General features: G+C 40.3%; 13 protein-coding genes and 1 pseudogene. 2 read left to right on the forward strand and 12 right to left on the reverse strand.

What is annotated here, in order from left to right:
• Together Q0X72_RS08860 and Q0X72_RS08865 are read right to left on the reverse strand one after the other, a co-directional pair.
• Positions 1–681: NADP-dependent isocitrate dehydrogenase (locus tag Q0X72_RS08860; RefSeq protein WP_297764233.1), on the reverse strand; the 681-nt coding region annotated here is incomplete at its 3' end.
• 666 nt (positions 682–1,347) lie between these two features.
• A complete protein-coding gene (locus Q0X72_RS08865; protein ID WP_297764236.1) occupies positions 1,348–2,631 on the reverse strand; it encodes a carboxypeptidase-like regulatory domain-containing protein in 1,284 nt (427 codons plus the stop codon).
• Between the two features lie 332 nt (positions 2,632–2,963).
• On the opposite strand from Q0X72_RS08865, the gene Q0X72_RS08870 reads away from it, so the two are divergent.
• Positions 2,964–3,218, forward strand: a complete 255-nt coding sequence (locus Q0X72_RS08870) for a hypothetical protein (RefSeq protein WP_297764239.1) — start codon at positions 2,964–2,966, stop codon at positions 3,216–3,218.
• A 21-nt stretch (positions 3,219–3,239) separates the two neighbouring features.
• Here the strand turns inward: Q0X72_RS08870 and Q0X72_RS08875 are convergent, their stop codons facing one another.
• From Q0X72_RS08875 to Q0X72_RS08915, 9 genes and pseudogenes are all read right to left on the reverse strand, one after another.
• Positions 3,240–4,802, reverse strand: a complete 1,563-nt coding sequence (locus Q0X72_RS08875; protein ID WP_297764240.1) for an amidohydrolase family protein — start codon at positions 4,800–4,802, stop codon at positions 3,240–3,242.
• A gap of 189 nt (positions 4,803–4,991) precedes the next feature.
• Positions 4,992–6,209, reverse strand: a complete 1,218-nt coding sequence (locus Q0X72_RS08880) for a histidine kinase dimerization/phosphoacceptor domain -containing protein (protein ID WP_297764243.1) — start codon at positions 6,207–6,209, stop codon at positions 4,992–4,994.
• Positions 6,210–6,398: 189 nt separating this feature from the next.
• Positions 6,399–9,761, reverse strand: a pseudogene (gene secA / locus Q0X72_RS08885) (preprotein translocase subunit SecA).
• A gap of 211 nt (positions 9,762–9,972) precedes the next feature.
• On the reverse strand, positions 9,973–10,197 hold the full coding sequence (locus Q0X72_RS08890; RefSeq protein ID WP_013551418.1) for a DUF2795 domain-containing protein: 225 nt from the start codon (positions 10,195–10,197) through the stop codon (positions 9,973–9,975).
• Between the two features lie 134 nt (positions 10,198–10,331).
• A complete protein-coding gene (locus Q0X72_RS08895; RefSeq protein WP_297764247.1) occupies positions 10,332–10,907 on the reverse strand; it encodes a cob(I)yrinic acid a,c-diamide adenosyltransferase in 576 nt (191 codons plus the stop codon).
• Positions 10,908–10,932: 25 nt separating this feature from the next.
• Positions 10,933–11,073, reverse strand: coding sequence for a hypothetical protein (locus tag Q0X72_RS08900; protein WP_297764250.1), 141 nt, complete (start codon positions 11,071–11,073; stop codon positions 10,933–10,935).
• A gap of 29 nt (positions 11,074–11,102) precedes the next feature.
• Entirely contained in the window at positions 11,103–11,459 is a 357-nt protein-coding gene (locus Q0X72_RS08905; protein ID WP_297764253.1) for a hypothetical protein, read from the reverse strand.
• Between the two features lie 180 nt (positions 11,460–11,639).
• A complete protein-coding gene (locus Q0X72_RS08910) occupies positions 11,640–13,523 on the reverse strand; it encodes an ABC-F family ATP-binding cassette domain-containing protein (protein WP_297764255.1) in 1,884 nt (627 codons plus the stop codon).
• Positions 13,520–14,707: a DUF4105 domain-containing protein gene (locus Q0X72_RS08915; RefSeq protein ID WP_297764258.1), complete on the reverse strand. Its 1,188-nt coding sequence runs from the start codon at positions 14,705–14,707 to the stop codon at positions 13,520–13,522. Before Q0X72_RS08915 ends, Q0X72_RS08910 begins: the two co-directional genes overlap by 4 nt.
• Positions 14,708–14,819: 112 nt before the next feature.
• Between Q0X72_RS08915 and Q0X72_RS08920 the strand changes: the two genes are divergently transcribed.
• Complete coding sequence (locus tag Q0X72_RS08920; protein ID WP_297764260.1) at positions 14,820–15,563, forward strand: CDP-alcohol phosphatidyltransferase family protein; 744 nt, start codon at positions 14,820–14,822, stop codon at positions 15,561–15,563.
• A gap of 50 nt (positions 15,564–15,613) precedes the next feature.
• Here the strand turns inward: Q0X72_RS08920 and lptB are convergent.
• The coding region (lptB, locus tag Q0X72_RS08925) for an LPS export ABC transporter ATP-binding protein (protein ID WP_297764263.1) at positions 15,614–16,193 on the reverse strand (580 nt) is incomplete at its 5' end.

Consider the following 16,193-nt stretch of genomic DNA (forward strand, 5'->3'; position numbering starts at 1 on the left):
CTTACTCAGTAAGGTAGCATCAATTATTTCACCGGCCAATACAGGTATGTCGCCTTTAAAAAGACTGGTCTCTCCTTTCTCATTCTGGAATTCAATACCGAGCATGCTTGAATTTTCAAGTGTCAAAGATTTTTCATTGGATTTAAAATCGCCCTCGGACATGGTAGCTACATGGGTCTTGGAGTTTGAGTCCCAGGCACCCATACTATGTGGAGGTTTCTTTGCAAAGTTTTTGATGGCTTTTGGTGCTCTCCTGTCTGAATTACCTTCTCTTAACACCGGATTCACAGCACTACCTTTAATCTTATCATAACGTACTTTAATGGCTCTTTCCTGCTCCGTTTTTGGTTCATCAGGATACAATGGAACAGGATACCCTTTTTCTCTTAACTCTTCAATAGCTTCTTTTAATTGTGGAATGGAGGCACTAATATTTGGTAATTTTATAATGTTTGCTTCCGGAGTTTTCGCCAACTCCCCAAGGATTGCCAGGTCATCTGAAATACGTTGTTCTTCTTTGAGAAAATCGGGAAAGCTGGCAATGATCCTGCCTGCCAGGGAGATGTCCTTAGTGGCAATTGTAATTTGCGCTTCCCGGGTAAAGGCTTTGATGATTGGTAAGAGTGACTGTGTTGCCAGAGCTGGCGCTTCATCCGTTAGGGTGTAAACAATTTGCGACATGGAAGGTATTGTTATCGATTTAGCGTGCAAATATACAATTTTAAGTTGGGGAAAAAAGACGAAATTGATAGGTCTGAATGTCTGTCAGGTATATTTTTGAAGTAAGGAAAATAGCCTGCATAAATCTGGTAAGGGCCAAAAACAAAAGCCATATCATTGTAGCGAGTACATTGATATGGCTTTCTAGAAATAGTTTGCAAAATCCCAGTACCGAGGTGCTGGAACTGCAGCCCGAAGGTTGCAAATGCATTCATATTTCAACGTTTGAAACATTCGCTGTCCTCAATAATTAAACCAAGACTCAATTCGTGTTTCTCTTTGTTGCTTTTGTATAATTTTTCTAATACCTAACCCTAAGGTTGCGTATTCAGTCCGATCATACAAGTACAGTTCCGGAAAACCGAAGTCTTCTTTTCCTGCTTATGTTTTTTCTGTCCTAGGTACCTAAGTACTTATTCATGAAAATGCCCATAACAACAAAATAAAGAACGTCAACTCTATCTGATTTTTTAGATCAGCCCGTGAAGGCGTTTCTTCAAAACCATAAAGTAAATATAGTGTAAAGCTTAGAAATACCAAACTGCGTAAGCAATTATAAATCAACATCTTATAAACCATAGTTATAAACATTTGTTCATAACTCAACAAGGTATTTTAAGAGTCTTCTTAGTCCGACTTTTTAAGTTGTCGCTGAATTTTCCTAATAGCAGATTCGATTGATTTTTCGGGTTCTATGATATTGTATTCTCCCCAAAAGTCGGGATCCGAAAATCCCACCGCTTCATCGCTTAAGATCATGGTAGATTTAAGTCGGTCTCTATACCTGGGTTCACTCAGATCCTGGTTCTTTTCCCAATCTGTTATGGCCATCTCACAGGTCATACTATACACAGAATTAAACAACTTCTTGTCCCAATTTATCTTAAATTCGAGTAGGACATTACTATATCCATAATACCAGCGGCCATCTTTTTCCCTATAATCAACCCGGTACGCTACCTCCGTTGGATAAACAGTTGCATTCCTGGGTTTTTTTCGAACAAAAAGTCGACTCGCCATTTGCCGATCCGTAAGATTAAGGGAGTATATGGCACTTGTAAGAATTTTTTTCTCAACATCTATATATAATTTACCTTCATATAAAGGTTCCCGAATGTTATCTCGCTGTCTAAAATTGACTACATAGATAAGTCTGTCATTTATGCGAGTAGACCTGTCAAAACTAAAGGTATAGTCGTCTATAGATTCCTCGGCAAAGATATACTCCGGGTACTTCATCACATCCACATAGAGTGCGTTAAATGGTCCACCTTGTAATTTTAGGACCAGCGTGTCTAGCTTATCGTAGTCTGTACTTTTACGCGCTTTGAACATTTGTACGGCATCTCGCCTGGATGATGTGTAAGGCGTTTTAAAAATGGTAACAACCGCTTCTGAAAGCGATACATTCTTTCTACGTTTTTTGATGGTTTCCCTGTAGAAGGCGGTCATAACAGTAGGATCTATCAGGTAATTTTTTCCTTTATTTCTCAGGGTTTCCTTGACCAGTATAACTGCCTCACGCGGTACACTGATTTTTACTTCTGGTAATTCGGTTACCAGTACATCCATAGAAATCTTGTTATTGTCTTCTTGGAGAGAAGCCAGGGATACGGTCTTGGTTCCATACCCTAAAAAAGTAATGATCAATGATTCACTTTGAATATTGGTAGGCACCTTTAATAAAAAGTTTCCCTCAGTGTTGGTCACTGTGCTAATATTGGTCCCTTCAACGGTGAGGGTAGCAAAGACCAGGGGTTTATTTGTTTCACTGTCTATCACCACGCCTTTGTATGAAGTGTAATCAACAGACTGAATTTCTTGTTCCTGAAAGGCGAAAGAAGCCTTGGCCTGCTCTGTGGCCAGACAAAATAGTAAAACTCCCAACAGAGGTAGAATTAATTTTTTCATAGCTCGTAATTTAAATTTTATACTTCCTTCAGCCTTTGAAAAAAACCTGAATTCCATAGTACATAAAGATACGAAAAGGAGGCCGCATTAATGTGGATTACGGCCGATCTTTTGTGTTAATTAATCTTAAATATTGAGAAATCTCCTTCTTTTTTATCGACGAACGCTTAAAAACCCAGACCATTGGTTTTAAGAGGCCTTCTTCTACAACCGAAAATAAGTACACTTGGTCTAGCTTTTATTCAATTACCGAAAAATAGTGCGCTTTCAGCGATTTGCGGGATTTAATTTATCCATTTGGTAGTTTCTTTAGTATACAAAACGCCCAAGTCTTGAAAGCACTTTTAACCCTTTTCCTCGTACTTTTTTTAAGTGCTGTAGTCTTTGCTCAAAAACAGGAAGATCATGCTAAAATTGAATATCATCAAATGGATACTTTTCTGGATAGTAGGCCTGCTGGTACTATTTCTGGTAGGGAAAATAAGAAAGTTGCGACTCAGAAAATAGCTCGACTTTACCGCTTTAAAAATGCTCGTATTCAAAAAGAACTTGCATTCAAAACTAAAAAACAATACTTCACTGTCTAATACACCTAACTATGATCCTATTTATTCTTTTATTCCCGGTTGTAATATTTTGTAGTTCTCTTCTAGTTTTTTCTCTTTTACCAACCGCTTTACGTCTTGTAGTAGTGCCTTTGCGTCGTAGATAATCCCATCTTTGATGGTATAACTAACGCCGCCTACCCGCACTACCTCGTTCTCTTCTGTTAGTTTGATGGCGCCTGTACCATAAAGAACTTTTAAATTTTCCAAGGGGTTTTCTGCCACAATCACAAAATCGGCCAACTTCCCTATGGTCACCGTACCTATTTTATCACTTACACCCAGGGCTTCTGCTCCGTTAAGGGTGGCACTTCTAATGATCTCTAAGGGATGAAACCCTGCTTCCCGAAGTAATTCCAGTTCACGTACATAAGCAAAGCCATAGAGCTGGAATATGAATCCGGAATCGGATCCGGTTGTGACCCTGCCACCTCTATTCTTATATTCATTAATAAAGGTCATCCATAGGTTGTAGTTCTTTTTCCATGCTACTTCTTGTTCTGTACCCCAATAGTGCCAATAAGAGCCATGGGAGATCTTGCTGGGTTGATAGAATTCCCAAAGTGAAGGGAGTGTATATTCTTCATGCCATTCTGCTCTTCGGGCCCTTTGCAGGTCTCTGCTGGCTTCATAAATATTAAAAGTAGGGTCTATCGTAAAATCGAGGGCAATAAGCTCGTTCATTACATTATTCCAATGGTCCGAATATGGTGGTGCTGCTTGTTCCCAAAGTCTCCCTGCTTCTTCAAAACGGTGCTGCTCATTGTTGTAATTATAATCAAGCGGATAATTTTGTACAGTCCTGTCTTCAAATAGCGCCTCAGGAAGCCCGTACCAGTGTTCCATGGAAGTAAGACCTGCCCTGGCAGAATGCAAGACATTCCAGCGCGCTACATCGAGCTGTGCATGGTGACAGGCAGACCGTAATCCAAGTTTTTTATTCTCATCGAGGGCAGCGGTCATGATCTCTGGTGGAGCACCGAAGAATTTAATGCCGTCAGCTCCTTTTTGAGCATTGTTCCGTACCCAGTTCCTGGCCATTTCCGGAGTACTTATCTCTTCCTTGCTACCCTGACCAAAACCCGTATAGGTAAATATCCTGGGAGCAATGATCTCATTTTTTGCACTCTTGCGTTTCAGATCCAGGGCTATATCAAGTCTACGGCCACTTGGTTCCCGCACAGTAGTAACCCCATGTCCCATCCAGAGCTTAAAAACATAATCGGGATCAGCTCCTTGGGAATTACCGCCTATATGACCATGCATATCAACAAATCCAGGAAGCAGATACATCCCTTCACAATTCAATTCTTTTCCTCCAGCAAGCAGTTTTGGTCTTCTATCATCATTAATGGCCACACCGGGGTAACCCACAACCTGGATCTTTTTAATGACGTTATTTTCTACAACTATGTCAACCGGACTAATTGGTGGTGCTCCATTGCCATTAATAAGGGTAACCCCACGAATGATCAGTTGGGGAAATGGGCCTTCACTCATTGGGGATTGTGAAGTGCCAAGGAAACAAATAATAACAATGGCTATAAAAAGGATTCGTGACTTCATAAAAATTTATTTAGGTACGTTGAAAGGTATTAGCAGTTTACAAGGCAACCAAAGAACCAGGTGCTTCATACCCGTTTTCGGTGCAGTCTTTGGTATTGAGTTTTTAAATATAGGGATAAAACCCTAACATGAGGACTCAGATTATAACTGTAAGGAAAAAGTAGTAAAAGAGGCTAGCCCACCTAGAACCTATGCAACAGATGGGAAAGGTTGTGGTTCAATTTCTCTGAATTTAACGATATAATTGGTGCCTTTTTTAGAGGGGTCTCTGGTGATAGTTCCCTTGAGTTGCCTGGCAAGGTTATGAATTAGTTTTAGGCCAAGTGACCTGCTATTTTTTAAAGTAAGTGAGTCTGAATATCCTGCACCATTATCTCCAATGTGCAAAACATAGCTGTGCTCATCCTCTTTCTCTATGGAGATATAAATTTCACCTTCACGATCGTCTTTTATCCCATATTTAAGGGAATTGGTTATTGCCTCATTGATCAGCAAGCCTAGTGGAATGGCGGTATCTATACTGAGTTCAATATCGGGAATGTCGATGTTTAGGGTTACCTTGTTGTTGGCACCTTTAAGCGATTTAACCAAATATTCACTGAGCTCACGCACATAGGTCTTGTATTGTATCTTGGACAGGTCCTCTCTCATATACAGCATTTCATGTACCATCGCCATTGAGATTACTCTGTTCTGACTACTTTTTAATATGCTCTTTGTTCTAGGGTCTTCAATACCTCTTGATTGAAGGCTTAATAAACTCGAAACAGTTTGCAAATTGTTCTTTACTCTGTGGTGAACTTCTTTAAGTAAAGTATCTTTTTCTTCACTTTTGGCCAGCATTTCCCGCTTTGATTTATACAATTGATGATGCACATACATCAGGTCTTTTCCAAAGATCCCCCCTAACAGATAAGCAGCAAACAAAACACTTAATAAGGCAAAAATATCCCGTGCATTTTCGGGAACCTGGTTCGGGATATTCAATTCAAGAAATCTTCCTTGAAAATACATAAGGATCGCCAGAGCGGAGATCACAAATAAATAAGTTTTCCCAAAAGACCTTTCAGTTGCGTAACCTGCCAGCACCAATAAGGTAAGGATGAAAATAAAGGGACTATAGATACCACCGCTTAGTACAGTAACGGCAAGGGCAGCCATTAAGCTTGTTACAGACGAAATATGATAGGTAAGCGATAAGTTCTTATGAATTTTGTAGGCATAGGTATTGCTTAAACTCAGGATTGTATAAGCGAGAAAAATGAAGGATAGAACAGATTGAATATTTAATAAGAAGAAACATATTAAAAAGAATACAAGGCTCAATATTGAGGCATAATTGGTGGCCTTCACCAGAAGCTTTTCTTTATCCTTATGACGTTCTTGGTCAATGTAGTTGTTCTCCATAATTCCTGATTTTAAACTGATCCTGGATGCATTTCCAAAGCTGTTTTCCTAAAACCTATGATGTAAAGCTACTTATGTTTTGTAAGATAATCAATAGCCCGGGGGTCTAAAGTTTCAGCATTGAGATAAACCAAAAAAGAAAAAGGGATAGCCTGCTGACTATCCCTTGTATTGCAAATACATTGATTTTTATCCATCAATCAGTACCCATTCTCCTTTATCTATTAGAGGTTCGGCCTGTTTGTACTTTAAAGTTTTACTCTCGCCAGACATCACATTCTTAATGGTCACCCTGTCATTTCTGCCAATTTTTGGCTTTTCCCTGACGATTGTTTCTGTAACCTGAGGCCGTCCTCCCTGATTCTGACAAACTGAGCGGTTCCTCGCAGCCAATTCATCACTGTTAGGGATCTCTTCTTTGGTGGTCCTAAGGTTCTCCTTTTTCCTCCGAATGTTTCTTGCTTCCTGAATTTCATCTGTATTGCCGGAAGGTAATTCCCCTTTAAACAAGAAGGAGACCACATCCTTATTCACTCTATCTATCATTCCTTTAAAGAGCTCAAAAGCTTCAAACTTATAGATCAGTAAAGGATCTTTCTGTTCATGCACCGCTAATTGCACAGATTGTTTTAATTCATCCATTTTGCGAAGATGCGTTTTCCACGCCTCATCAATGATTGCGAGGGTGATATTCTTCTCAAAATCTGTGACCAGTTGTTTCCCATTACTATCATAGGCCTCTTTGAGGTCAGTCACCACATTAAGCGTTTTGATCCCGTCCGTAAAAGGAACTACAATACGCTCAAATTTATTGGAATTATCTTCATAGACCTTTTTGATGACAGGAAAGGCTGTAGTAGCACTGCGTTCCATTTTTTGCTGATAATGAGCATAGACCGAACTGTATACCTTGGTGCTGATCTCCAGAAAACCGATTTTACCAAATTCTTCTTCTGTTATTGGCGATGTAATGGAAAAATATTTGATCAGTTCGAACTCAAAATTCTTAAAATCATTGACCGCTTTGTTACTTTCTGTAATGACTTCACAGGTGTCATAGATCATATTGGCGATATCCACTTTAAGACGTTCACCTTGCAGGGCATGGCGTCTTCTTTTGTAGACTACCTCACGCTGGGCATTCATCACATCATCGTATTCTAACAATCGCTTCCGAATTCCGAAGTTATTTTCTTCCACTTTTTTCTGAGCGCGTTCAATGGATTTGGTCATCATGGAATGCTGAATTACTTCACCTTCTTCCAGCCCCATTCTATCCATCATCTTGGCAACTCTGTCCGATCCAAACAAGCGCATTAAATTATCCTCCAGAGAAACGTAGAATTGCGAACTTCCAGGATCTCCCTGTCTACCCGATCTACCTCGTAACTGCCTGTCTACCCTTCTAGAATCGTGTCTTTCTGTCCCCACAATGGCAAGGCCTCCGGCTTTTTTAACCTCATCGGAGAGTTTTATATCAGTTCCCCTACCGGCCATGTTGGTGGCAATGGTAACTATCCCGGCATATCCTGCTTCCGCCACAATATCGGCTTCTTTCTTATGCAACTTGGCATTCAGTACGTTGTGGTTTATTTTTCTAATACTCAACATTCTGGAGAGCAATTCCGAGATCTCTACGGAGGTGGTTCCTATCAGTACAGGTCTCCCTTGCTGTGATAACTGAGTTACCTCTTCAATAATTGCATTGTATTTCTCTCGTTTGGTCTTATAAATAAGATCATTCCTGTCATCTCTGGCAATGGGTCTGTTAGTTGGGATCTCCATTACATCCAGTTTGTAGATCTCCCACAGCTCTCCTGCTTCAGTTACCGCAGTACCTGTCATACCCGCAAGTTTCTTGTACATACGGAAATAGTTCTGAAGCGTGACGGTAGCAAAGGTCTGAGTCATTGCCTCGATCTTTACATTTTCCTTAGCTTCTATCGCCTGATGCAATCCATCCGAATAACGACGACCATCCATAATACGACCGGTTTGTTCATCAACGATCATTACTTTGTTCTCCATCACCACATATTCCACATCCTTCTAGAACAGGGTATAGGCTTTCAACAACTGACTCATTGTATGAATACGCTCGCTTTTTACAGCAAAATCCTTGAATAATTCTTCTTTCAGGGCAGCTTCTTCTTCTATGCCGAGTTCCTGATTCTCGATCTTAGCGATCTCACTGCCTATATCGGGCATCACAAAAAAGTCCTTGGATTGATCTCCGGAAATATGTTCAATCCCTTTGTCTGTAAGCTCAATTTGGTTATTCTTTTCGTCTATCACGAACAAAAGATCAGAATCTACGACCGGCATCTCCCGGTTGTTGTCCTGCATGTAGAAATTCTCGGTCTTCTGTAATAATTGTTTGACACCCTCTTCACTCAGGAATTTGATCAGCGCTTTATTTTTTGGAAGCCCCCTGTGAACTCGTAATAACAGAAGTCCGCCTTCCTTAGTATCACCTTCGGAGATCTTTTTCTTGGCTTCGGCCAACACGCCTGTTAGATGTTTGCGTTGAATATCCACGATGTCCATGACCTTGGGACGCAATTCGTTAAACTCATGCCGATCTCCTTCTGGTACAGGTCCTGAGATGATGAGGGGCGTACGGGCATCGTCAATAAGTACAGAATCTACCTCATCCACAATGGTATAGTAGTGCGGTCTTTGAACGAGGTCGCCCGGGGTATGGGCCATATTGTCTCTTAGATAATCAAAACCGAATTCATTATTGGTTCCGTAAGTTACATCGGCATTATAGGCTGCTCTTCGGCCATCCGAATTAGGGCGGTGTTTGTCAATACAATCTACTGAAAGTCCGTGGAATTCAAAGATAGGTCCCATCCACGCACTATCCCTTTTAGCAAGGTAGTCATTCACAGTAACGAGGTGTGTTCCTTTTCCCGGGAGGGCATTTAGATACATTGGTAAGGTAGCCACAAGTGTCTTTCCTTCCCCGGTTTGCATCTCAGCTACTTTGCCCTGATGCAGCGCGATGCCACCAATGAGCTGTACATCATAGTGCACCATATCCCAGGTAACTTCTTTTCCTGCAGCATCCCATGAATTCTTCCAAATGGCCTTTTCACCTTCCAGAGTAACATAGTCTTTACTTCCGGATAATATACGATCGTTCTCAGAGGCTATTACTGTCAGTGTTTCATTATCCCTAAACCTCCTTGCGGTTTCCTTTACCACGGCAAAGGCCTCCGGTAACAACATGTCTAGTGTTTCTTGTGTAATCTTATGCGCCTCTTCTTCCAGCTTGTCTATCTGGGCATATATCTCTTCATTCTTGTCAATATCGGTAGAGGCATTCACCTCCTTCTTTAGTTCTTCTATCTGGTTTGACAAAGCTGAACAGGCTTCAGCAATAGTAACTTTGAAACTGTCTGTCTTGGCACGAAGTTCGTCATTAGACAATGATTGCAAGGTGTCACCAAATGCATTGATCTGTTGTACCAAAGGCTCTAATTCCTTAACGTCCTTTTTGGATTTATCCCCTACAAAGGCCTTTATTACGCTATTTAAAAAACTCATGGATTTATATATTATCTACATCCTTGTCTTTGGTGGTAGTGCGGGCAGTGATGTGTGTTAAAATTCGATTTCAATGATGGTTCTTTCGATGCCTTATGAGAGCAAAAGCCGTTCCAGTTTCGAATTCACCGGCATTTCTGTGTAAAGTCTGTCAAAATTACATAAAAAAAAAGCCTCCGAGGAGACTTTTTAATGCTATTTGATCTAAATATTAATATTCATCCTCATTCCAGAGGTAGTCTTCTTCCGTGGGATAGTCTGGCCATATTTCTTCAATACTCTCGTATATTTCTCCACCTTCTTCTTCCATAGATTGAAGATTCTCCACCACTTCTAAGGGCGCTCCGGTTCTAATGGCGTAATCTATTAATTCATCCTTGGTCGCCGGCCAGGGGGCATCACTTAAATAAGATGCTAATTCTAACGTCCAATACATTGTACTTGTAGTATTTTAATTTTTTGCAAAAATAATTTTTAAACCCACACTGTCAAGTTTTTTAAGGTTTATTTCAATTTTTTTTACAAAAATGATGGTTTTAATACTGTGATAACGAAGAAAGAAGGGATTTATTAGTCTTTTTTTTCCGGAATCCACTTTATCTCGTCGGCCTTCAAATCATGAGATAATTTTCTTGACAACACAAAAAGATAGTCAGATAAGCGGTTTAAATAAGATAATACCGTGGCTTCAATAGGTTGATTTTCATGTAAAAGACAAGCCATACGTTCTGCCCTGCGGCAAACCGTGCGTGCTATATGACAGTATGACACGGTTGGGTGGCCTCCCGGAAGCACAAAATGGGTCATGGCTGGCAGCGACTCATCCATCTTATCCATCTCCTTCTCTAGTAAGGTTACATCAGTGGGGCTGATTTTGGGAATATTGAGCCGTTCTTTCCCACTTTTTAAAAGGGCCTTATCCGGATCAGTAGCTAAAATGGCTCCTACTGTAAACAGGTCCTCCTGGATCTTCATCAGCAATTCCTGATACTCTTTAGCAATATCCTGATCGCGTAATAAGCCCAACCAGGAGTTTAACTCATCTACAGTTCCATAGCTTTGAATGCGAATATGGTGTTTGGGGACGCGCGTTCCACCAAAAAGTGCTGTCATCCCTTGGTCACCGGTCTTTGTATAGATCTTCATATGAGACTTTTTGGTTTTTAAAACCTTATTTTTTTTTGTTCTTTCGATCATAGCCATCCATGAACTTGCGCGATTTGCGTTCTTTCGATCTTTTTCTGTTAAAAGCAGACAGAGCAATGTAAATGAGGGCAACGATACCTAAAATATAGTAGACAGTGTTATCCATAAGATTAAAATCTTGCTAAAATTAAGGGTTTAAATTCGAATCCTAAAATGTTGCTTAACCTGTTCCGATCGTAAGAATATGATACCACCAAAATAAAAATCAATAGAAACGGTCACCCACGCTTTCTCACAAAGGGACTTCCATATGGCTGAGGTTTCATTGCTTCTATGAATATCTTCCAGTAAGATAATGCTTTGCTTATGGCAATGAGCATTAAGCCATGTGGTATCTATCTGAAGTAATTGATCTCTCCCCACATAGATCAGATCTGCAGGGGTAATCTCAAATTTTAATGCCGGATAAGCCCTGGAAAGCTGTTTTTCTAGATCTTGGGTGTTCGTTCTTACAAATAAAGACTGCACTTTAAGATAAGGTATGCTCTTCATAAGTACTCTATACACTCTGCTGCCTTTGTGACTGGAGCTCTTGTATAGACATTTGGTAAGATACCGGTAAACAAAAGGTGAATGCACCCCATGTTGATTGGTGGAGCGAAAGAGAAATTTCAAATAAGTCCCTATACGATATACCATGCAATAAATACGTAAAGCGGCCTAAGCAGGCCTTTATTCTTCGATAAGAAGAGATAGTTCGAACCATCGTTCAGTTATATGCTCTAAGCTGCTCTCTACCTCCTGTAAAGATCTCGATAAATCGGCTATTTGTTCCCCGGACAAGCTTGCATCCAGAAATTCATTTTGGATCTGCTGTTTCTTGCTTTCCAAAACCTTGATCTCCTTATCTAATTGCTTGAATTCCTTTTGTTCCGAATAAGACAATTTCTTGCCTTTAGCTTCCTCACGCCATTGTTGTTTTTCGGCAGATACTGTAGCCTTTTCTTCGTTTTGCTGTTTTCTTTTTTCCAGAACCTGACTGTCTTCATAGGCCCTGAAATCTGAGTAGTTCCCCGGAAAATCCTCGATGATCCCGTCTCCCCGAAAAATAAAAAGGTGGTCAACTATCTTATCCATAAAATACCGATCGTGCGAGACCACTACCAGGCATCCGGGGTAATCGAGCAAAAAGGATTCAAGTACATTTAGGGTTACCACATCCAGATCATTGGTGGGTTCGTCAAGGATTAAAAAATTGGGGTTTTGAATAAGCACCGTGCAGAGATATAATCGCTTGCGTTCACCACCACTTAATTTTTCGACAAAATCGTATTGTTTTTTTCGATCGAATAGAAAACGTTCCAACAACTGCTGGGCAGAAAGTTGTCTCCCTTTTTTTAAAGGTATATAGTCGCCAATATCCCTGATGACATCTATAACCTTCTGCCCTTCTTTTATTTGGAACCCGTCCTGAGTATAATATCCAAATTTGAGGGTCTCACCGGTAATGATCTTTCCACTATCCGGGGAATCGCTACCGGTTAATAGATTAAGGAAGGTTGTTTTTCCGGTCCCATTTTTGCCAATGATACCAAGACGTTCTCCCTTTAAAAAGTTGTAATTGAATTTAATTAGAATAGGCTTTTCCGGATACGACTTCCCTACGTTGTGGAATTCCAGGATCTTGCTCCCAAGACGTTCCATATTTATTTCTAATTGAACCTCGTGTTCTTTACGACGTTGCTGGGCCTTGTTCTTGATTTCGAAGAAATCGTCTATACGCGACTTGGATTTAGTAGTACGGGCTTTTGGTTGTCTGCGCATCCAATCCAATTCTTTTTTGAATAATTGTTTTGATTTGTGCAGTTCTGAGACTTCCTGAGTTTCTCGGGCTTCTTTTTTTTCAAGATAATAGGAATAGTTTCCCTTATAAGAATAGAGTTGCCCGTTCTCTAGCTCAAGGATCTCATTACATACCCTTTCGAGAAAATACCGGTCGTGAGTGACCATAAAGAGAGTGATGTTCTCTTTAGTAAAATACTGTTCTAACCATTCGATCATTTCCAGGTCGAGATGGTTGGTTGGTTCATCAAGGATAAGCAGATCCGGTCTGTTTAGCAGGGCATTGGCAAGTGCTATCCGTTTCTTTTGTCCACCAGACAAGGAGCCCACTTTTGCTTTCAGATCTTCCAGTTGCAGCTTAAAAAGTATCTGCTTGTACTGTGTCTCGAAGTCCCAGGCTTCAAAACGCTCCATGGCTTCGAATGCTTTTTGGTATTTTTTTTCATCCTCAGGATATTCCAAAGCGTGCTCATAATTCTGTATAACCTTTAGCACCTCATTATCTGAGGCAAAAATGGCTTCTTCAATTGTGAGGTTGGGATCTAATTGAGGATCTTGTTCCAAATAGGAGATCCTTGTACTTTTCCGTACCGTAACCAGACCCTGATCTGGTTTGTCTATGCCTCCTAAAATATTTAGAATAGATGTCTTGCCAGTTCCATTCTGGGCTATCAGCGCTATTTTTTGATCCTTATTGATTCCAAAGGAGAGTTCTGAAAAGAGAACCCTCTCCCCAAAAGATTTAGCGATCCCTTCAACAGAGATTAGATTCATAAGGTGGAGGTTTCTAATTTCTTTGCCCTATAGAGCAAAAAGCTATAGCGCACTGCAAGGGTAGCCAACAATACAGCCAGGATAGGGGAGAATATTTGTATTTCCAGCAGCCAAATGATAACCGTACATGCGAGCAGGATCAAAAGACCTAAAAGATACATGGTGATCCAAGCCGGTGTTGAGGCATTGCGAATCAGATAGTATACCAACACCAAATTTAAAGGAAAGGCCCAAAGTATATTGAAGTTTAGTGCAGTGGCCTGGTGGTCTGTTAAGAACCAAAGAAAGAAAATGATACAGCCTGCAATACCTGTCATCAAAAAAAGCACAATATCCAGGACCTTACTCCGTACCTTATTCTTGAGATCGATAAAGGTGATGGTAGCTGTAAAAAGAAATAATAGTCCAAACCAAAAGAGCGGGGAACTAGTAAAAAAGTTACCCCGGTTTTGCATGTGGTAATCAAGTATTGTTCTTTCGCGCTGTACGATAGGCTCTCCATGTAGTTCGGTATGTTCTAACTGGCGTAAGACGTAGTTGGGCAAGAAGATATATTGCAGGGGGGCAGCATTTTTGTCTATCACAGCACCCAATGCCAGGTCTATACCAAAACTAGACCAGGAATTCCGAATTAAATTTTGTTGAATCAGGTCTCGGAAGGTATACGAAGTAGAATCCTGATATGTTTCAAATTGTAGTTCATCCCCCAGGATATCCTTTAAAATCGTGGGAATTTTTGTGGAACAATTGTCATAAAGAAAATCGTATTTGTACTTTCTGTTCTCTGGCAAGTAATTAATTTCCAGAAAGGAGAACAATTCATTTTTTTCTTCAGATGATAAATTCAGGAGCTGTTCTTTAACCCATCTATTCTCTAATTCATAGGTGTATAGAAAGTTCTCCAGTCGCTGTTTACTCAGGGAATAGAGTAACTTGCCTCTGGCAAATTTTGAATAGAAGTTAGGGGTATTAAAATCGAATGTACCATAATTGTAGATCCAGTCGATCCCTTTTTCACTGTCCTGAACCCGGAAGGAAGTATGTCCAAAGGAAGAGTAAAGATCCGTACCAGGACCACAGGTGAGAACACTAACAACCGACTTTTCCGATAGAAATGACTCCTGGGAATGTGTAGGGACCAGAAAGAAAAGTAATACAAATAGAATAGAATGCTTAATCGTCATTGTCCAAGCCCATCTTCAGGTTATTTCTATTGATGAGGCAAATATCTGAATAAATAACGGGACAAAACATCTTCCATAAAAATTATGCTATTTTTACGGGAAACATATACAGGTGAAGCAACATATACCTAATATTCTGACTCTTTTAAATGTATTCTCAGGCTGTTTGGCTGTTCTTTTTGCAGTTTGGAATAAGTGGGAGCTTATGGCGTTTTTTGTGTTCCTGGGATTGCTGTTCGACTTTCTTGATGGTCTGTCTGCGCGTGCACTAAAGGTTCAAAGTCCATTAGGGATTCAATTAGATTCCCTGGCAGATATGATCACTTTTGGTTTGGTCCCAGGTATCGTTATGTTTCAATTACTTACAATGAGCGAAACTGGTGGTTGGAATTTGAAAATGACAGAAACCATGAATTGGGACTCTTTTTATGGCATATTACCATTTTTTGGCTTTGCCATTACGCTATCATCTGCCTATAGATTGGCCCGGTTTAATATCGATGAAAACCAGGCAACTTCCTTTATTGGCTTACCCACCCCTGCAAATGCACTTCTTATTATATCATTACCCCTGATCCTTATGTTCAATGGCAATGATGCCCTTAATTCCATCATCCTAAACCCCTGGTTTTTAATAATACTTACGGTTATTAGCAGCCTGCTCCTAAATGCCCCGATACCCTTGTTTGCTTTAAAATTCAAGACGTGGGATTTTAAAGACAATGCGGTGCGCTATATTTTTATTCTGGTAAGTCTTGTATTTATTGGGACTATGAAGTTTTTGGCGATCCCGGCCATAATAATTTTTTACCTGCTAAGTTCTTTTCTTCTGCCTCATGAGGAGAAAAAGGATTAATAAAAAAGTATGTAACGTTGTCTTTAGGAGTAGTGAGGAGAAAATAAATTCTAGAATTCCAGTTTTTTCTTCCGAAGCTCAAAATTTTGCCCCAGATACACTTTACGAACCATTTCGTCCTCAGCCAGATCTTCGGGAATCCCGGATTTTAGGATACCACCCTCAAACATAAGATAGGAACGTTCGGTAATTGCAAGTGTCTCCTGCACATTGTGATCGGTGATCAGGATCCCGATATTCTTATCTTTTAATTGTGCAACTATGCGCTGTATGTCTTCAACGGCTACAGGATCTACTCCGGCAAAAGGTTCATCGAGCAAAATAAATTTTGGATCAGTAGCCAGTGCCCGGGCAATCTCTGTCCTTCTTCGTTCTCCTCCGGATAGCAGGTCACCCCTGTTCTTTCTAATATGGCCAAGACCAAATTCTTCAATGAGCTGCTCCATTTTCATATGTTGCTCTTTTTTGCTGAGTTTGGTAAGTTGAAGCACACTCAGTATATTTTTCTCAATACTTAATTTGCGAAAAACTGACGCTTCCTGGGCCAGGTATCCAATACCGTTTTGAGCCCTTTTATACATGGGGAATTTAGTGATCTCCGTGTTATCAAGAAAGATCTTTCCTCCATTG

It is taken from the genome of uncultured Muriicola sp. (assembly GCF_947258935.1).
GTDB lineage: Bacteria > Bacteroidota > Bacteroidia > Flavobacteriales > Flavobacteriaceae > Muriicola.